This is a genomic window from Bradyrhizobium sp. AUGA SZCCT0105 (assembly GCF_018129565.1).
Lineage (GTDB): Bacteria > Pseudomonadota > Alphaproteobacteria > Rhizobiales > Xanthobacteraceae > Bradyrhizobium.
Genome location: NZ_JAFCMK010000005.1, coordinates 337,248 through 355,597 on the forward strand (window position 1 = coordinate 337,248; position 18,350 = coordinate 355,597).

14 protein-coding genes are annotated in these 18,350 nt (G+C 65.5%); 2 read left to right on the top strand and 12 right to left on the bottom strand.

The window, feature by feature from the left end; all coding sequences use genetic code 11:
* Positions 1-33 precede the first annotated feature (33 nt).
* The 4 genes from JQ573_RS24625 to JQ573_RS24640 form a co-directional block, all read right to left on the bottom strand.
* Positions 34-1,383 carry a carbohydrate porin gene (locus JQ573_RS24625; protein ID WP_212315867.1) on the bottom strand — a complete coding sequence of 450 codons (1,350 nt, stop codon included), beginning with the start codon at positions 1,381-1,383 and terminating at the stop codon, positions 34-36.
* A 308-nt stretch (positions 1,384-1,691) separates the two neighbouring features.
* Entirely contained in the window at positions 1,692-2,753 is a 1,062-nt protein-coding gene (locus tag JQ573_RS24630) for an ABC transporter permease (protein WP_212315865.1), read from the bottom strand.
* Complete coding sequence (locus JQ573_RS24635) at positions 2,750-4,276, bottom strand: sugar ABC transporter ATP-binding protein (protein ID WP_212315863.1); 1,527 nt, start codon at positions 4,274-4,276, stop codon at positions 2,750-2,752. Before JQ573_RS24635 ends, JQ573_RS24630 begins: the two co-directional genes overlap by 4 nt.
* 64 nt (positions 4,277-4,340) lie before the next feature.
* Positions 4,341-5,306, bottom strand: a complete 966-nt coding sequence (locus JQ573_RS24640) for a sugar-binding protein (protein WP_212315861.1) — start codon at positions 5,304-5,306, stop codon at positions 4,341-4,343.
* A 241-nt stretch (positions 5,307-5,547) separates the two neighbouring features.
* Between JQ573_RS24640 and JQ573_RS24645 the strand changes: the two genes are divergently transcribed.
* Together JQ573_RS24645 and JQ573_RS24650 are read left to right on the top strand one after the other, a co-directional pair.
* Complete coding sequence (locus tag JQ573_RS24645; RefSeq protein ID WP_212315858.1) at positions 5,548-6,819, top strand: ROK family protein; 1,272 nt, start codon at positions 5,548-5,550, stop codon at positions 6,817-6,819.
* Between the two features lie 79 nt (positions 6,820-6,898).
* Positions 6,899-7,657: an SDR family NAD(P)-dependent oxidoreductase gene (locus JQ573_RS24650; protein WP_212315856.1), complete on the top strand. Its 759-nt coding sequence runs from the start codon at positions 6,899-6,901 to the stop codon at positions 7,655-7,657.
* A gap of 110 nt (positions 7,658-7,767) precedes the next feature.
* On the opposite strand, the gene JQ573_RS24655 is transcribed toward JQ573_RS24650, so the two are convergent.
* The 8 genes from JQ573_RS24655 to JQ573_RS24690 all read right to left on the bottom strand — a co-directional run bounded on the left by JQ573_RS24655 (position 7,768) and on the right by JQ573_RS24690 (position 18,349).
* Complete coding sequence (locus tag JQ573_RS24655; RefSeq protein WP_212315855.1) at positions 7,768-10,137, bottom strand: xanthine dehydrogenase family protein molybdopterin-binding subunit; 2,370 nt, start codon at positions 10,135-10,137, stop codon at positions 7,768-7,770.
* 14 nt (positions 10,138-10,151) lie between these two features.
* Positions 10,152-10,610, bottom strand: coding sequence for a (2Fe-2S)-binding protein (locus JQ573_RS24660; protein ID WP_212315853.1), 459 nt, complete (start codon positions 10,608-10,610; stop codon positions 10,152-10,154).
* A 15-nt stretch (positions 10,611-10,625) separates the two neighbouring features.
* Complete coding sequence (locus JQ573_RS24665) at positions 10,626-11,519, bottom strand: xanthine dehydrogenase family protein subunit M (protein ID WP_249132242.1); 894 nt, start codon at positions 11,517-11,519, stop codon at positions 10,626-10,628.
* Entirely contained in the window at positions 11,516-12,529 is a 1,014-nt protein-coding gene (locus JQ573_RS24670; RefSeq protein WP_212315851.1) for an ABC transporter permease, read from the bottom strand. Before JQ573_RS24670 ends, JQ573_RS24665 begins: the two co-directional genes overlap by 4 nt.
* Complete coding sequence (locus JQ573_RS24675; RefSeq protein ID WP_212315849.1) at positions 12,522-13,538, bottom strand: ABC transporter permease; 1,017 nt, start codon at positions 13,536-13,538, stop codon at positions 12,522-12,524. The genes JQ573_RS24670 and JQ573_RS24675 overlap by 8 nt, the downstream gene beginning before the upstream one ends.
* On the bottom strand, positions 13,535-15,073 hold the full coding sequence (locus tag JQ573_RS24680; RefSeq protein ID WP_212315848.1) for a sugar ABC transporter ATP-binding protein: 1,539 nt from the start codon (positions 15,071-15,073) through the stop codon (positions 13,535-13,537). The genes JQ573_RS24675 and JQ573_RS24680 overlap by 4 nt, the downstream gene beginning before the upstream one ends.
* Before the next feature lie 91 nt (positions 15,074-15,164).
* Positions 15,165-16,271: a TMAO reductase system periplasmic protein TorT gene (torT, locus tag JQ573_RS24685; protein WP_212315847.1), complete on the bottom strand. Its 1,107-nt coding sequence runs from the start codon at positions 16,269-16,271 to the stop codon at positions 15,165-15,167.
* 116 nt (positions 16,272-16,387) lie between these two features.
* Positions 16,388-18,349, bottom strand: coding sequence for a hydantoinase B/oxoprolinase family protein (locus JQ573_RS24690; protein ID WP_212315846.1), 1,962 nt, complete (start codon positions 18,347-18,349; stop codon positions 16,388-16,390).
* Position 18,350: the final 1 nt, after the last annotated feature.

Here is an 18,350-nt window from a genome sequence, read left to right on the forward strand (position 1 = left end):
CCTCGCTCAGACATGCTGGCAACCCCCTCCGGCTCAGAAGTGCACCAGCGTGCGCAGACCAAGGACCCAGGCATTCTCGGTCTTGATGCCGGCGGCATTATAGCCGCGCCCGCCGGGATTGATCACGTACTGGGCGTCGAACTTGAGGTTCATCCAGCCAGTCGCCTGCCAGCCGTACCAGGCTTCGATCGGAACTTCGTTTCCGCCCGCATTCAGGGTGAGCGCAGCCGAATTCACGTGGGTCGTCCCCACCGCGAAGCCGACTTCGTCTTCCGGACGCCAGGAGAACGTTCCGGTGTGCCTGAAGCCCAGAGCGACCTGGTAGTCCTGATACGACGTTCGGTGATCGGCGACCGTCGTGTTGAGGAACATGTACCAGCCCTGTGCCTTTGCACCCTCAACGGTCAGTCGCTGCAGGATCGATTCATAGACGCCATAGCGGCCGCGCTGATCGCCCAGATTCTGGTCCGAGACGCCGCCGATGCCCGGGGCGATCGCAATGATACCCGGAAGGCCGCCGTCAATCGTCGACGCGCTGTCATACCAGCCGCCGAAACGCCAGGTCCCGTTCAGGGGACCGCTCGGCGCCCAGACCACCTCGACCGGCACCAGCACGCCGGAGGCCCGGCTCGAGCCGGGGACGCCCGGCAGGAAGTACGTCGCGGAGTCCGACGTCGTCAGATAGTTCGGATTTGCGTCGTAGACGCCGACCGAAAGCTGCCATTCCTTAGTGAAGTTGTAGTGTGCGACACCGGCCCATTGGCTCACCGGCCAGTTGTAGATGTAGCCACCCTGGATGTTGCCGGGCTGGCCGCCGCAGAAGGTCAGGTTGATGAACTCGCACAGGCCGAAGAAGAAGTCGGAACCGACCGGCAGACGGCCGCCCTTGAGTTCAAGGCGGTCATCGAACAGTTTCTGCGAGTAGTAGAGTTCGGTGAGGCGCAGGATATTGCCGCGGCCGAACACTTCGTTGGTCAGCTGCAAGGCCGGAATGCCTGCGTCGTCGTTCAGATTGTGGCCGAAGCGGTCGACCAGCGTAAGGCCGACCAGGCCGCCCTGGATGCCGGCGAGCTTCGCCATGTCGAACTTGGCCTGAAAGAACAGCTGTCCGGCGTTGGCGCCGACATTCTTGTTGCCGCCCGACAGATTGCCGACCGCTTCGTCGCCCAGCGTCAGGGCCAGCGAGATACCCCGCTCCTTCAGCTGCGTCCTGCCGAGATCGCCGAACAGATACGGTCTCGTCCAGAAATCATCGGTCTCAGCGTAAGGAATAGGCGGAGCTTTCGTTAAGAGATCGGCCGCATGCGCGCCGCCGCCGAACAAGGATAACAAAGCGATCCCCACGCCGCATGCCCGCGCGGTGTTTACAGACCTATGCAACATTTTCTGCACTCCCAGCGTCCCCGGCTTTGTCCATTTTTGTCTCACGTCCCTGCCCAAAGCCCTTCGGCCTGGAACGTGCCCCGTCAGTGTATCGATCCGTCAACTTGAGATAGAAACTGCGCGCACACCGAAGCCTTTCAAGACGGTGGTGAGGGCCTGTCCGTGGCCCCACCGGGTTCGGCGTGCAGGCCCAACGTGGACGCGAGCGTCGTATGCTTGATCAGTCTTGCGCATTGAACTCTCTTCCCCTTGTTCCTCTACCGAAGTCGCCGCGGCCATATTCCCGATCGTGGTTCTTCGCAGTCGAGTCATGCTTGATCGCCCGCGCTCGTCGGCAACGCCGTCGCGCCGTGCGCAGATGCGCTTTGCAGAATTGTGGTTTCCTTTGATCGCGGTGCCGTGCGGGCGAGCCCGGCGAGCGCCGCCTTACGTCGCCGACGGGCCTGCAATTGCTGATCCGCCAGCACGCCGATCAGGATCACGGTTCCCATCACCGCGAAGTTCAGGGAGTTCGGAATGCCGAGAATGTTCACGAGGTTTTGCAGCACCTGCAGCAGCGCCGTGCCCAGCACGATACCGAGAATCGAGCCTTCGCCGCCGCGCAGGCTGCAGCCGCCGAGGACGGCAGCCGCAATCGCATAGAGTTCGTAGAAATTGCCGAAGGAACTCGGAGAGACCGAGTTGGTGTAGAAGACGAACATCACGGTCGAAACGCCGGCGAGGCCGCCGCTGATGACATAGGCGGTCGCGATCACGATATTTGTGTTGATACCGGAGAAGCGCGCCGCTTCCTCGTTCTTGCCCACGGCATAAAGCCAGCGTCCGTAGACCGAACGATGCAGCAGCACGCCGAGGATCAGCGCCAGGATGATCAGGAAGATGAAGGTGTTGGGAATGCCTGCGATATTGCCGGAGGCGATGTTGCCCAGCGTGCTGGCCTCGTCACCATAGCCGAAGCCGCGTGTCGAATCGCTGGTGTAATAGCGCGCGGCGCCGCGATAGATCAGCAACCCGCACAGCGTCACGATGAAGGGCTGCATTTTCAGCCGCGTGATCAGGAAACCCTGGATGCCGCCCAGCGCCAGCCCGCCCATCAGGACCAGCAACAGCGCGAACGGCCAGGGCACCTGATACGTCGTCAGCAAGTCGATGAAGACGACGCCGAGCAGCGCGAACATCGAGCCGAGCGAAAGATCGATGCCTCCGGTGATGATGACGAGACCTTCGCCCAGTGCGAACACACCGAACAGGCCGATCAGATTGGCCATGTTCAGCAAGTTGACGAACGACAGGAAGGCCGGATTGATCGCGCCGGTGATGGCGGAGATCACCGCCAGCAGCAAGAACAGGCCGAGTTCCTTCTTCATCATGGCGCAGCGGTCTCCAGGGTTTCGAGCGCCTGGCCGACCGCCAGCCTCAACACGTTGTATTCGCTGAACTGGTCGCGCTCGAGCACGCCGCTGACGCTGCCTTCATGCATCACTGCGACGCGGTCGGAGACGCCGATGACCTCTTCCATGTCGGAGGAGATCATCACGATCGCGACGCCGCGGTCGGCGAGGCTGCGCATCAGCGCGTAGATCTCGCTCTTGGCGCCGACATCGATGCCGCGGGTCGGCTCGTCGAAGAACATCACGCGCGGCTGCATCGAAAGCCACTTGCCCAGCACCACCTTCTGCTGGTTGCCGCCGGAGAGCGTCACGGCTTCGATGTCGAGGCTCGGCGCCTTGATCGACAGGCTCCTGGCCTGGTCTTTTGCGATTCTGCGTTCGGCCGCGCCGTTGACCAGCCACATCCGCGCATGATCCAGCAGGCTCGCGAGCGTCACGTTCTCCCGGATCGGCAGCTCCAGCACCAGCCCGGACTTCTTGCGGTCCTCCGGCACCAGATAGATTCCCTGCCGGATCGCATCGCGCGGCGAGGCGACACCGACCGGTTCGTTGTCGATCCTGATCTCGCCCGCCAGCAGCGGATCAACTCCGAACACCGCGCGGGCAAGGGAGGTGCGGCCGGCGCCGACGAGTCCGGCGAGGCCGAGGATCTCGCCGCGCCGCACGGAAAGGTCGATCTGCCGGTCGGGAAAGGCGGTCGTCACGACGCCGGCGATATCGCAGCCGCCCGGCTGCGGCGAGCGTGCCGGCGGCGTATACAGCGCCTTCAGGTCGCGGCCGATCATCAGCCGGATCATCGCGGCATGGCTCAGTTCGTCGCGCGCCAGCTCGCCCACGGTGCGCCCGTCGCGCAGCACCACGACGCGATCGGCGCAGCTCATGATCTCGCCCAGCCGGTGCGAGATGTAGATCACCGAGATGCCGTGCGCCTTCAGGTCGGCGATCACCTCGAGCAACCGCTCCGTCTCCGAAATGGTCAGGCTGGAGGTCGGCTCGTCCATGATGATCACGCGGGCATCGATCGAGAGCGCCTTGGCGATCTCCACCATCTGACGCTCCGCGATCGACAGATTGTCGACCAGCGTGTTCGGCGCGAAATCGGCGCCCAGCCGTTGCAGCAGCGGCGTCACGCGGGCGCGCATCTCCGCGTTGTCCACCAGCTTCAGCGGCCCGCCGGCGAGCTTCTCGCGCCCGATGAAGACATTGGCCGCGACGTCGAGATTCTCGAACAGGTTCAGCTCCTGGTGCACAAAGGCGATGCCGGCCAAGGTCGCCTCGTTCACCGTCATCCTTGCGTGGTCGTTGCCGCCGATGCGGATCACGCCCGCGCTCGGCGCGATCACGCCGGCCAGCACGCGCATCAGCGTCGACTTGCCGGCGCCGTTCTCGCCGATCAGGCCCAGCACCTCGCCGCGGCAGACGCGCAGATTGACGTCTTCGAGCGCCCTGACTCCGGGATAGGTCTTGCTGATTCCGCTGAGTTCGAGCAGCGTCTCCGCCATTCGACATGTCCTCCTGCAGCCCGCCCGGCGGCCTGTGGCGGCCGGGCGGTGAAGCCGACTGAAGTTACTTTTTCAGCAGTTCCTTCAATTGCCCGGCGAACTCCGCGACGTTGGTCTTGCTGATCACCTTGGTCGGCACGATCAGCTTGCTGTCCTTCGGAATCCAGGATTTGTCGCCGGTCAGCGTCTTGATGATGTTGGTGGCGGAGAGATAGCCGAACTCGTAGGGCTGCTGCACGACCGTGGATTCGATCGTGCCGTCGGAAATGCCCCGCAGCGTCCGCTGGTCCTCGTCGAAGCCGACGATCTTCACCTTGCCGGCCTTGCCCGCGGCCTTCACCGCATCATAGATCAGCGGGGTCTCGTAGCTCCACAGGCCGGAGAGCAGCGCGATGTCGGGATATTTGACGAGCACGTTCTCCATGTTCGCCTTGGCCTTGGCAAAGTCCACCTGGTCGGTGAACACGTCGACCAGTTCGACCTTGGTGCCGGCGATCGATTCCTTGATGCCCTGTACGCGCTCGCGGGCGTTGTCGGCATCCATCGTTCCGACGAACAGCGCGATCTTGCCGCCGTTCGGCAGCGCCTTCTTGATCTCCTCGCCGGCCTGTCGCCCGGCCGCGACGTTGTCGGTGCCGATATAGGCGAGACGGTTGCTCTGCGGCGCGTCGCTGTCCGTCGTGATCAGCACGGTCTTGGCCGCGACCTTGTTGAGTTCTTCGGTTGCATGCGGCGCATCGTCGACCGAGATCGAGATGCCGGCGACGCCGCGCACCAAGAGGTCGTCCAACTCGCGCCGCTGGCCAGCCGCGGTGCCTTCGTTGGTGACGATCAGCTCGATATTGTATTCCGGGTGCTCCTTCTGCGCCTTCTCGAGCCCGCGGCCCGCGATGGTCCAGAAGTCGGCCGCGACATTGGTCACCAGCGCGATGGTCTTTTTCTGCTGTGCCTGTGCTATCCCTGTGGCCATCGCGAGCGCGGCCGCGCCCGCCAACAGCGGCACGATCAATCTTCTCATTGAGTCATTCATATGCACCTCCCTGTCGACACCCCAGCTGAGGGGTTTTCACGCTCGGCGCTTTTCACGCCTTATTTTATTCACGTAACTAATAAATTAGCGCGGCAAAATGTCCAGTCAAGGATGTTGTTGCCCGTATCTTCAAGCAATAATAGTGTTGTTGTGATGTATTGTTGCAACAACCGGCGCCTTTTGACCATTATATGAGTTACTCGCGTTGAATAACTTCATTAAGCGAATTAAAAAAGCCGATATGAATGAACAGCCCGAACCGCTGAGACGCGCTTCGAGTTTGGCCCGCGGATCGAACCGCGGCCGGCTCGTCGAAGTCTTGCGGCGTCAGGGGCCATTGCCGCGCGTCGAGCTCGCACGCAGCACGGGGCTGAGCTTCCCGGCCATATCGGCCATCACGTCGAAACTGATGGCGGAAGACCTGCTGTGCGAAGCAGTGACAGAGACGGCGACGGTGTGGCCCGACGATACCGACGAAGAGGATACGGACGGCCTGAACGGCCGCCGCCGCGGCCGGCCGGCGGTCTTGCTGACCCTGAACCCCGAGTTTGGCCGCATCATTGCGGTCTCGCTGCGCATGAATCTGATCGAGACATTGATCGCCGATTTCAGCGGCTCTGCCCTGGCGCAGTCGCGACTTGAGCTGACGACACGCGCGCTCGATGCAGCCGCGTTGTGCGATCTCGTGATCGCGCAGATCGACGCCATGATTGATGCGACGGCCACGCCGCGAGATCGGCTATTGGGAATCGGGGTTGCGTTGCAGGGCATCGTTGACTCCGACACCGGCCGGCATCTGTGGAGCCCGGCGCTGTCGATCACCGATGTCGATCTGGCGACGCCGGTTCGCCGGGCATTCGGCGTCGAAGTCGTGATGGCGAACGATGCGGTTGCGGTTGCGCTGGCCCTCGCAGCCGCTGAGCCGGCGCTGGCGCAGGGCCTCACGGCCACGATCATGGTGGGCCACGGCGTCGGCATGGGCGTCGTTGTCGACGGTGAAGCGCGCGACGGTGCCGGCGCAGGCAGTGAGATCGGCCATGTCAAGCTGGCGCCGAACGGTCCGCAATGCCGTTGCGGTCAGCGTGGCTGCATCGAGGCCCATCTCGCCGACTATGCGCTCTACCGCGACGCGCGTACCTTTCTCGACCTGCCGCCGGCGGTGTCGCAGCAGCCGTCCGAGGCGCAGATGGCTCTGCTGCGCGCGCGGGCGCGCGCCGGCGATCCCCGTCTCGAGCAGTTATTCCGGCAGGCAGGCCACGCGCTTGCCGATGCGGTCGCCACGACGATATCGGTGCTGCGCCCGCATCACATCATCCTCGCGGGTCCAGGCCTGCAGGCATTCGACATGATGCGCAGTGCCTATGAGGAGCGGCTCGACCGGGCAGTGTTGCCGTGGCTGCTCAAGTCTACCGCGATCCATGTGCGTCCAAGCGAGTCGGCGACGATTGTCGACGGCATGGTCCGGCGGACGCTGCGGGTCGTGGACCGAAACCACATGGAGACGACCGAGTGAACCTCGGGAGCCGTGGCTCTTGGCTGCAGCCGCAGCAACGCAACCGACGCGCTTCAGGCGCCAAAGCGAGAGAATGCCAATGCAGGGTGCCATCTATCCAAGCCTCAAGGACCGGACCGTCCTGGTAACCGGTGGCGGTTCCGGCATCGGCGAGGCCATCGTCCGCCAGTTTATCAGCCAGGGCGCGCGGGTCGGATTCATCGATATCGATGTGACGTCCTCGGAGCAGCTGCTGTCCGATTTGGGAGCGCATGCCCGCGTGCACTTCGAGCACGCCGACCTGCGCGACATCGCCGCACTGCGACGCGCGGTTGCCGGCATCCGTGAGGCGCTCGGGCCGATCACCATCCTGGTCAACAACGCGGCCCGCGACGACCGTCACGCGATCGAGGACGTGACGCCGGAATTCTGGGATGAGCGGATCGCCGTCAACCTGAAGCATCAGTTCTTCAGCGCCCAAGCGGTCGCACCCGACATGAAACAGGCGGGGGGCGGTTCGATCGTCAACATCGGCTCGGTGAGTTGGGTGATCGGTCAGGGCAACATGCCCTGCTACACCACGGCCAAATCAGCGGTTCAGGGCCTCACCCGGGCGCTGGCCCGCGATCTCGGGCCGCACAACGTGCGGGTCAACTCCGTCCTGCCCGGTTGGATCATGACCCGGCGGCAGCAGGATCTGTGGTTGACGCCCGAAGGTGTGGCCGAGCTGATGCAGCGCCAATGCCTCAAGCGCAAGCTCGTGCCCGACGACATCGCCCGCGTTGTCCTCTTTTTCGCCGCCGACGACAGCGGCGCCTGCACCAACCAGAGCCACATCGTCGACGGTGGCTGGGTCTAGCGACACGGCCGACTGCGTTGACGAGCTGGACGGACCCGCGGTGAGCCTGAGGCGCGCGGCGAAGCTGTGCTCCCGTGTGATTGCGGGAATGGCCTGCCGCGAGCGCGTTGCTATGTATTGGCAGATGTCTGATGCGAACGTATCAGATTGTCGGCCCACATATCGGCAATGTGGGGAAGGGTCAGATCCTGCTTGCGATCGAGCAGGAGTTCGAGCACGCGTGGCGGGGTCAAAGGAAGCGCCTGGATGCGTTTGCCCGTGGCGTTGGCAACCGCGCATGCGACGGCCGCTCCGACATTCAGGATCGGCACCTCGCCGGCACCCTTGGTGCCGAGCGGCCCGATTGACGGCGCACCCTCGTAGAGGCTGATCTCCACCGGCACGACATCGAGCGCCAGCGGCACGCGATAGGTCTCGAAACCATTCTGGCATACGCGACCGTTGCTGCCGATCGTGACTTCCTCGTGCAACGCATAACCCAGCCCCTGCACGACACCGCCCTGGATCTGGCCCTGGATGGCGCGCGGGTTCAGCGCGCGGCCGACATCCTGCACCACGCGATAGCTGAGCACCTCGACATGTCCGGTTTCCGGATCGACGGCGACCTCGCAGTCGTGGACCGCGAACACGGGGATGTCGATCGCGTCGATGAAATGTCCGGCGACGCAGCCGGGCATCGCCGGCACGCCGGCGCCGGTGAACGCGCCGGTGCCGGACACCGGGCCAGCCAGCGCCTGGGCGCGGGTCGCGACCTCCGCGACCGTACGGCCGGAGCCTGGTGCGCCGGCGATCTCGATCCGCCCGTCGCGCATCACGAGATCATCGGGCGCAGCCTCAATCATCTCGGAGGCGACCTTCAAGAGCTTCGTGCGCACCTCCTGCGCTGCCGACAGGCTGGCCGCACCGAGCGAAACGGTGGTTCGGCCGCCGCCGACGCCGACATCATAACCGGCCGCATCGGTATCGGCCGCGCGAACGATCACATGCTCGGGTGCAATGCCGAGCGTGCTGGCCACGATCTGCGGCAGGCTCTGCATCATCGAGCCGGATCCAATCTCCACACCGGACGTGACCAGTGTCACCGTGCCGTCGGCATTCATGTTCACCGTCGCGGCCGACGGGCCGACGAAAACGAACCAGGTGCCGACGGTGGTCGCGCGTCCATAGAGCCGGCCGTCGCTACGCGCCGGCGGCGGCGTTGCCGCATCGCGCAGCGTATCCATCCGCTCGAGCATCGGGCCGAGCACGTCGCCTTCGAACACCTGGCCGGTGGCGCCGAGATCCTTGTCGCCGAGCACGTTGCGGCGGCGGAAGGCAAGCGGATCCATTCCGATCCTCGCCGCGATTTCGTCGGTGTGCCGCTCGAGCGCAAAGGTGTTGTAGACCCCGTTGCAGCAGCGGAACGCGCCGTTCGGCGCCGTGTTGGTATAGACCGCGCGCGAGACCATGCGGACGCTTCCAAGCCTGTAGTTGCCGCCGAGCGTGTGCGCGGTCATGGTGGTCAGGAAGATCTGTTCGCCGCCATAGGCGCCGCAGTCCATCAGGACGACCGCCTCGCGCCCCACGATATCTCCCGCGCGCGTCACCGCCGAGCGAATGCGGATATCGGCGTTCTCGCGGAACAGGCAGGTCAGCATCTCCTCCTCGCGCGAATTGACGAGGCGCACCGGCCGGCCGCTGGCGCGGGCAAGCAGCGCGGCGAAGGGTTCAACGGCCAGATCGAACTTCAGACCGAAGCCGCCGCCGACCGGCGGCACCGTGACGCGGACCTGCGACGCCGGCACGCCCAGCAGGCGCGCGGTCGCATTGCGGACGCTCCAGGGAACTTGCGTCGACGTCTCGATGTGGAAGCGCCCGTCCTCATAGCTCGCGACGACCGCGCGCGGCTCGAAGGCCACGTGGTTCTGCCGGCCGACGCGAAAGCAGCTTTCGACGATCTCGACGTCGGGCCGGGCAAAGGCGGCATCGACGTCGCCGCGAACGACGGTCGCCTCCCAGGCGACGTTGCCGCCACGGGCGCTGCCTTCGAGCAACGCCTCATAGCTGCGCCAATTCGGATGAACCAATGGCGCATCCGATACCAGCGCGTCCGCCATGGTCAAGACTGCGGGGAACGGCTCGATCTCCACGTCGATCGCGGCGAGCGCGGCCTGCGCCTGCGCCAATGTGGCGGCTGCGACCGCGGCGAGCGGTTCGCCGTCGTAGCGGATGACGTCGCGGGCGAAGAGCGGGTGATCGGCGATGCCGATCCCGATCATGCCGGGCGCATCGGCTGCCGTCACGATCGCACGGACGCCCGGCATGCGGGCCGCTCTGGATGTATCGAGCCGAATGATCCGCCCCGCCGGCACACTGGCGCGCAGCACCGCGGCATGCAGCATGCCCGGCAGATAACGGTCGATGGTGTAGCGCGTGCGGCCACGCAGCTTGTCGGCGGCGTCACGCCGGCGCAAATCCATCGTTGCGGAAACGTCTGACATGCTTGCGCCCCCAATCATGCCGTGGCCAAGGCGAGCAGTGTCGCCTCGACGATGCGCTCATAGCCCGTGCAGCGGCAGATATTTCCGGTCAGCGCCGCCCGGATATCGTCGCGGGTGGCATCCGGCCGGGTCGTCAGGAAATGTGTCAGGCTCACCACCATGCCGGGAAAGCACATGCCGCACTGGACGGCATCGTTGGCCTCGAGCGCGGCCTGAATGCGGTTCAGCATTCCCTGAGGTGCAAGGCCTTCGACGGTACGGATCTCGCGGCCATCGGCTAGCGCAGCGGGCAGCAGGCACGAAGGCGTGGGCTCGCCGTCGACCAGCACCATGCAAGCGCCGCAAAAGCCCTCGCGACAGACAGGTTTCGCGCCGGTCAGATGCATCTCTTCGCGCAGGATATCGACCAGCGGGGTGGCAGGATCGGCCGCAGAGTAGAGGCGATCGCCGTTGACGGTCAGGCTGAATCCCATGTCATCTCCGCGCGTTCATGAGCCAAGTGCAGCGATCGCGGCGCGGCGGACCAGGCCGGGTAGCACGCTGACACGATACCAGGCCGGTGCATCGACACTGTCGCGGCCGACGAACTCGTCGGCCAGTTTGGCCGCAGTCCGTGCCGCTGCTGCGGTGTCGAGTGGATGTCCGATCAGCGCCGCTTCAAGCCGAGGCCATCGGCGTGCTCTGGGTTCGACCGATCCGACCGCGATCCGCGCCGCCTGGACGCGGTTCGCCGCATCGATGCTGAGCGATAGGCTGACGATGGCGACCGGATAATCGCCCGATCGGCGCAGCGGCAGGCGGGCGTGGGCCGTCTTGCGCTCCGCCCGAGGCACGATGATCCGTGTCACCAGGCGGCCGGGTGCGAGCGTTGAGCGGACCGCGAGAAAATCCGCCAGGCCGATGCGCTCGCGACCGTCGCGGCCCGAGATCTCGACATCGGTATCGAGACAGAGCAGCGCCGGAACGCAATCCGCCGCGGCGAATTCCGACGTCGCGAGATTGCCGCCGATCGTCGCCATCGCGCAGATCGCGGGGTTGGCGGAGCCTCCGGCGGCTGCTGCGAGGCCGGCAAATTCCGGAAGGTCGGCCAAAGCCGCTGCAAGCGCCGCGTGCGTGACCGCCGCGCCGATCTCGATGGCATCGCCGCCGATCCGGACCGCGGTCAGCTCGGCGATCCTTCCTATGGCGACATAGTGGCTCTTGAGCGGCTCGTGCCGGATCGGCGATCGCATGATCCATGTGCCGCCGGCCAAGGGAGCGCCCGCCGCACCGTATTCGCTCAACGCATCGAGTGCGGCGGCGAGCGAGGGCGCGACATAGATCGATGCCGGCGCATCGCGCGCTGAGACCGGGCCGTTCTGGATGGGAGAGCCTGACATCATTGGCGCCGCTCCTGCCGCAGGCGATCCAGCAGCACGCCGATGATGACGATCGCGCCGAGCACGACCATCTGGACGTACCCGTCGATCCGGGTGAGGTTCATGCCGTTGGAGAGAATGGTGATGAACAGGGCGCCGAGCACGGCGGTGCCGACGCCGCCGCGCCCGCCTGTCAGGCTCGTTCCGCCGACCACGGCGCCGGCAATCGCCTGCAGCGAGAGCGCGCCGCCGAGGTTCGGCTCACCCGATCCGGTTCGCGCCGTCATCATGATCGCACCGAGCGCGGCAAGTCCCGAGCACAGCACATAGGTCGCGACCAGGATGCGCTTGACCGGCAGGCCGGCGACCGCCGCGGCACGCGGGTTGGTGCCGATCAGATAGAGCGACCGGCCGAACACGGTGCGCGCCAGCAGCAGATGAAGCGCGATGCCGACCGCGAGGGTGATCACAATCGCCGCCGGCACGCCGAAGATGCTGCCGCTGTAGAAGATCTGCGAGAACGGCGCCGGCACGCCTTGCACCGGCCGCCCGGCCGAAAGCGTGGTCGCAATCCCGATCGCGATATTGTAGCTGCCGAGGGTCGCGACGAAAGGATTGACCCCAAGCAGCGCGACGACCACGCCGTTGAAGAGACCGCACGCGATGCCGAGGGCGAAGCCGGCGCCGAGCCCGGCGAGCAGCACGGCGCCCGCGCCGTGACCGGACGCCGTGGCGCCGGCCATCGCGAGCGCGCTGCCGACGCTGACCATCGACACCGTCGGGCCAAGTGCAAGGTCGAAGCCGCGCGTCAGGATGACCACGGTCTGCGCCATCGCGAACAGCGCCAGATAGCTGGTCTGCTGTGCGATGTTGAGCAGATTGGCCGGCGACAGCACCCCGCGGTCGACCGCGGCGAAGCCGAGCAGCAGCACCGCCAATGCGACCGGCAAGACCGCGCTCCAGAGCCGGCGGCCGAGCGTCAGCTTCGGCCGGTCGGTGTCCTTGGCGGCAACGGTCAATTCGAGATCAGACACGCGGCTTGCTCCGTCGGCTGAGTTCGTCGAGCGCCACGGCTGCGACCATGATGACGCCGAGGAAGACCGGCTGAAGCCGCGAGTCGACGTGCAGGAGGTTGAGTGCGTTGCCAAGGATGGTCAGGAACAGCGCGCTGATGGCGACGATCTCGATGCGCCCGACGCCACCGCGCAAGCTGACGCCGCCGATGACGGCGGCGGCGATCGACTGCAGCATCATCCGGTCGCCGCCAAAGCTTGCCTGGCCGGAGCCGACCTGTGCCGTCAGCAGAATGCCGGTCAATGCCGCAAGGACGCTCGAGACGACGTAGGTGCCCACGATATGGCGCTGGATCGTCACGCCCGACACCACGGCGGCGTCGACATTGCCGCCGATCGCGTAGACGTAGCGGCCGAACAGCGTGCGCCGCTGTGCAAACACCATCACCAGGACCACGATCAGCGCGACGTGGGCGGCGGTCGGCAGACCGAATGCCTGGGCGCGTCCGAAGCCTTTCACGAATATCTCCGGCATGCCGTAAACGGGGATGCCGTTGGTGATCATGAGGCCGACGCCGGCAGTGGCGGACATCGTGCCCAGCGTCACCACGAAGCCGGAGACCTTGAGCCTTGCCACGCAGAAGCCGTTGACGAGCCCGACCGCGACGCCGCAACCGAGCCCGGCCGCGACCCCGCTTGCGATGATGAGGACGTTGGAGCCCGGAAACGCGGCCGCGGTGGCCGCCATGGTCTTGGCGGTGACAACGCTCGCCAGGGCGACCACCGCACCGACCGAAAGATCGAAGCCGCCCGCGATGATGACCAGTGCCTGGCCGCAGGCGACGATCGCCAGCAGCGAGGCGTTGCGCAGGATGTTGAGGACGTTGATGATGCCGTAGAACTGCGCATCGACCGCCGACATGCCGGCCACGAGCACCACAAGCAGCGCCGGCAGCAACCCGATACGGCCTGCGATCGACCGGAGGCTGACCAAGCCCCGTGGCGCTGCGACGACCAGGGCCGTGTTCATGCGACCTCCGTGGCGAGATGATCGCGGAAGAAGCTCGAAAGCACATTCTGCTCGGTCTTCTCGGCGCCCGTCAGCTCGGCGGCGATGCGGCCCTGATGCATGACGTAGAGCCGGTTCGACAGCGCCAGCACCTCAGGCAGTTCGGACGACACCACGATCACGGCGGCGCCGGCCTCGACGAGGCGCTTCATAAACTCGTAGACCTCGAGCTTGGCGCCGACGTCGATGCCGACGCTCGGCTCGTCGAACAGGAACACGGTCAGCTCGCGCGTCAGCGCGCGTCCCAGCATCACCTTCTGACGATTGCCGCCCGACAGGGCGCCGGCGCTGCGTTCGATGTTCGGCGGCCTCAGCTGCAGCTGTTCCATGATGCCCGCGATCGTCACGCGTTCGGCGGCCTGCCGTATGACGCCGAAGCGGGCGAAGGCGGGCAGGTCGAGCCCGGTCATCGATGCGTTCTCGCGGATCGGACGGGACAGCGCGAGCCCCTCGGCGATCCGGTTGGCGGGGAAGTAGGCGACGCCGCGCTTGAGGCTTCGTCTTGGGGTTGGAAATTCGTACGGCGCGCCGTCGATCCGGATCGCGCCCGTCGGCGCGCGCTCGATGCCGTAGATTGCGCGGATCAGCTCCGACTTGCCGCAGCCGACGAGGCCCGCGATGCCGGTGATCTCGCCGGCCCGGGCATGGAAATCGACCTCCCGGACGCTGCCGTCGGCGAGCGTCAGGTTTTCGACGTCGACCATCACCTTGCCCGGCCGGTGGTCGATGGTGGGAAACAGCAGGTCGATCGTCCGGCCGGTCATCAGTTCGACCAGCTCGCCGTCCGTCGACCTTGCGGCGTCGAGGGTCCGGATGTGACGGCCGTCGCGCAGCACCGTCACACGGTCGGCAAGGGCGCGGATTTCACGCATGCGATGCGAGACGTAGATCAGTCCGACATTCTGGCTCTTCAGGCGCGCGATCAGCTCGAACAGCCGCCCGGTTTCGCGTTCGGTCAACGACGCGGTCGGCTCGTCGAGGATCAGAAGGCGGACGCGGCCGAGCAGGGCCTTGGCGATCTCTGCCATCTGCTGATGCGCGCGGGACAGGTCGTCGATCCGTTGCGCGGGGTTGAGGTCGAAGCCGAGCTCGTCGATCAGCGCCCTGGCGCGCTTGCGCATCTCGCGTGCGCGCAACACGCCGCCGCGTGTGACTTCGCGGCCGAGGAACAGGTTCTCTTCCACGGTGAGGCTCGGGATCAGCGAGAACTCCTGGAACACCGGACTGATGCCGATCTCTCGCGCACGCTGCGGCGTCAGATGCCGGATCTCTTCGCCGCCGAAATAGAACGTGCCTTCGTCGGGGGGAAACGTACCGGATACGACATTGATCAGGGTCGACTTGCCGGCGCCGTTCTCGCCGAACAGGACGTGAAGTTCGCCGGCACGGACATCGAGGTCGACGCGGTCGAGCGCACGGACGCCGGTGAATCGCTTCGATATCCCCCGCAACTGAAGCAAGGGCTCGGCCGGCCTCGGGTCGATCTCGACGTTCATCCGCTTCTCCGTTGGCCGTGAGCAAGCAGGCGGGAGCACGGCTCCCGCCTCGACCGTTCAGGCCGGCTTACTCGGCCATGCTTGTCCACGCTTACTTGGCCTTGACCGAATAGACCGGCGTCCAGCTTGCGGGCGCCAGCACGAGATCCATCTGCAATTTCGGCACCGTGGTCTTGTCGATCACCGTGGCCACCGGCTGGACCAGGCTCATGACCGGCTTCTTCTCGATCAGACGCACCGCCTGGTCGATCGCGATCGCGCCTTCGCCGACGGGATATTGGGTTGCGAAGGCGAGGATGTCGCCGCGGTTCAGCGCGTCGAGCATGGCCTGGTTTTCGTAGGACGACACGATCTTCAGGTCGCTTCGGCCGGCCTCCGCGACGGCGCCAATGGCCGCTTCAGCGGTGGGGGCGGTGCCCCAGATCACGTTCATGGCGGGATAGGCTTGCAATGCGTCCTGGATCAACTGGAGTTGCACCGCAACACCGGAGTCGCCGAACTTCTCGGCCAAAATCTTGGCGTTCGAGTTCTTGGCGATGGCCTTCTTGAACCCTTCATTGAACGATTCCGCCCAGCCCGAGCCGGCCGGACCGGGGAACGTCACGATGTTGAGCTTGTCGCCGGGCTTGGTCTGCGCCAGCAGGCCGTCGCCGGTGACCTCGCCCATGGCGACGAAATCGACATAGTTGGCCGCGGGCAGTGCGTTCGGCGGCAGCGGATTGGTGACGCCGACCACCGGCACGCCCTTGGCCTTGGCCTCTTCGAACTTCTTGCTGAGACCCGCGCCGGAGATCGCGCCGACGATGATCGCGTCCGGTCCGCTCGCCATGCAGTCATCGAACTGCGAAAGCTGCTTGGGCAGGTTTTCGTAACCGCCGGCCTCGTAGAGGTTCATGTTGACGTTCATCGCCTCGGCCTGCTTCACGATGCCGTAGGCGACGGCGACCCAGAAGCTGTCCTTCATGTGCGGAAACAGTACGCACAGCCTGTAGGGCTTCTCGGCCTTCGGCAGCGGCGTGTAGTCCGCCGGCTTCGGCGTGCCGGATGACGCGTCGTAGACCTTCATTGGAAACCACGGTGTCTCGGTCCCGGCTGCCGCCGGCGTGGCGGTGCTGGCAAGAGCGAGGGCCGCGGCGATGCCGAGCACGGAGTGGATCGGCCACAGTCGGTTGGGAGAAAGGCACGTCGTGATCGTCATAGCGCTATCCTCATGGTTTGAATGAAAGTGCAGGCGATGCAGGGGAGGCGACGGCTCGAATCCTCTTCTGGTGCATGGACCGCGCCGTCTGCCGGCGGCGCGGCTGCCGCTGACGATCAGCCCGCTTTCCACATCGCGACCGAGCGACGCTCGAATGCTTCGCGGAATTGGCGGGTGGATTCGGGAAGCAGCGCGCCGGTGCCCCAGTCGAGGATGACCGCGTGGCTGCGGATCACATCGAACGCGTTGATCTCTCCGCTGCGGTAGCGCTGCGCCACCATCTCCGGATCGAGACGGGCATTGGCGACGCGCTCGGAGCGGATCTTGGCACGGAGCGCCGCGGTCGCGACCTTGTCGATTTCGTAGTTGCAGAGCTCGGCGTCGATGGTGTGCACCACGACGCCATAATCCTTGGCGGCACGCTCGACCGAGACATAGTCGTCCTTGATGTCCTCGATCACGAGGTTTGGATCGCGCTCCAGCGGATCGCCGAACCCGCCGCCGCCGGCGGTCGGACGCGAAAAGACGTCACCTTCGCCGATCGGCACGTCCGAGAAGATCGAGCCCAATCGCTCCTCGGCGGCGCTGCCGGCGCGCTTCAAGGTCAGGCCGTGGGGCATCGATGGCAGGCCGCCCTCGATGCCCCACACGATGGCGCGCTCGCGGTCGCAGATATAGGAGATCACGGTCTTCTCGGCCTGCAGCATCCGCGACGTCTTCACCACGCCGGCGCCGCCGCGCCATTTGCCGGGGCCGGGCGAGTCCTTGAGGATCTCGCACTCGGTGGTCAGGATCGGATTGGCGCGCTCCTGGCCTTCGACCGGCTGCGACATCAGCCCGGTGCCGAAGCAGGCGGTCGTGACATTGCTGCCGTCCTTGCCGTTGCGGCCGCCCCAGCCGCCGGGCAGCCAGTCGTAGAACATGAAGATCGGCTTGTCGGCGCTGCGGGCGTCGAGACCGCCGGTGAGCAGGTATTCGAGATTGAAGGCGCAGGCGAGGGCGCGTTCCGGCATCAGCTTCGACCACATTTCGTAGATCGAGTTCATGATCTTCTCGAACGGCATCAGGAAGCCGGTGACCGCGATCGGCCATTTGGCATCGACGATCGAGCCTTCGGGGGCGATGATCTCGAAGCAGCGGTAGAAGCCGGAATTGAGTGGCAGGTCAGGGAAGAATGTCTTCATGCCGGCCGCGACCGCGGAAAAGGTCGCGCCAAACGCCGAATTGTAGATCGAGCCGATGGTCGGATGGCTGCCGGTGAAGTCGTAGATCGCGCGGTCGCCCTTGATCGTCATCTTGATGCGGATCGGGATCATGCCTTCGCCGCCGGCCGGATCGCGGTCGATGTAGTCGACGGTTTCCCATTCGCCGTCGGGCAGCGCTGCGATGCGCTGACGTGCCGAGCGCTCGACATAATCCTGCACGGCGGCAAGCCCGGTCTCGACGGTGTCGCGGCCGTATTTGCCGACCAGACGCAGGATCTCGCGTTCACAGACTGCAGTTGCTTCGGCCTGTGCCTGGATGTCGCCGATGATCGAGGCCGGGTCGCGGGTGTTGGAGGCGATCAGATGCGCGACGTCCTTGCGCAGGCCGCTCTTGTCGAACAGGCGGACCGGCGTGATGCGCAGGCCCTCGCGGAACATCTCGCGGGCAGCGACGTCGAACGATCCCGGCACGCTGCCGCCGACGTCCGACCAATGCCCGTTGGACTGGCTGAAGGCGATGATCTTGCCGTCGGCGAAGATCGGACGGATCAGCCGCACGTCGGAAAAATGCGTGCCGCCGGCATAGGGATCGTTGATCGCGAAGACGTCGCCCTCATGCATGTCGCCTTCGAAATGGCGCATCACGTCCTTGCAGGTGAAATGCAGCGTGCCGACGTGGACCGCGATATCCTGGTTGCCTTGCGCCGCGCATTCGCCGTTGGCGTCATGCAGCGCGCTCGAGAAGTCGCGGTTGTAGATGACGAAGGAGTAGCAGGTCCGCAGCACCTGCTCGCCCATCTGGTCGACGCTGGTGATGAAGGAATTCTTCAGAACCTCGAAGGTTACGGGGTCGAGCGGGAGAGCTCCGGCCATG

Bases quoted from the DNA above. Each gene is read 5' to 3' on its own strand.
- JQ573_RS24655 (WP_212315855.1), bottom strand. From the start codon at position 10,137: ATGTCAGACGTTTCCGCAACGATGGATTTGCGCCGGCGTGACGCCGCC.
- JQ573_RS24630 (WP_212315865.1), bottom strand. From the start codon at position 2,753: ATGATGAAGAAGGAACTCGGCCTGTTCTTGCTGCTGGCGGTGATCTCC.
- JQ573_RS24650 (WP_212315856.1), top strand. From the start codon at position 6,899: ATGCAGGGTGCCATCTATCCAAGCCTCAAGGACCGGACCGTCCTGGTA.
- JQ573_RS24660 (WP_212315853.1), bottom strand. From the start codon at position 10,610: ATGGGATTCAGCCTGACCGTCAACGGCGATCGCCTCTACTCTGCGGCC.
- JQ573_RS24625 (WP_212315867.1), bottom strand. From the start codon at position 1,383: ATGTTGCATAGGTCTGTAAACACCGCGCGGGCATGCGGCGTGGGGATC.
- JQ573_RS24675 (WP_212315849.1), bottom strand. From the start codon at position 13,538: ATGAACACGGCCCTGGTCGTCGCAGCGCCACGGGGCTTGGTCAGCCTC.
- JQ573_RS24690 (WP_212315846.1), bottom strand. From the start codon at position 18,349: ATGGCCGGAGCTCTCCCGCTCGACCCCGTAACCTTCGAGGTTCTGAAG.
- JQ573_RS24680 (WP_212315848.1), bottom strand. From the start codon at position 15,073: ATGAACGTCGAGATCGACCCGAGGCCGGCCGAGCCCTTGCTTCAGTTG.
- torT (WP_212315847.1), bottom strand. From the start codon at position 16,271: ATGACGATCACGACGTGCCTTTCTCCCAACCGACTGTGGCCGATCCAC.
- JQ573_RS24665 (WP_249132242.1), bottom strand. From the start codon at position 11,519: ATGATGTCAGGCTCTCCCATCCAGAACGGCCCGGTCTCAGCGCGCGAT.
- JQ573_RS24635 (WP_212315863.1), bottom strand. From the start codon at position 4,276: ATGGCGGAGACGCTGCTCGAACTCAGCGGAATCAGCAAGACCTATCCC.
- JQ573_RS24640 (WP_212315861.1), bottom strand. From the start codon at position 5,306: ATGAATGACTCAATGAGAAGATTGATCGTGCCGCTGTTGGCGGGCGCG.
- JQ573_RS24645 (WP_212315858.1), top strand. From the start codon at position 5,548: ATGAATGAACAGCCCGAACCGCTGAGACGCGCTTCGAGTTTGGCCCGC.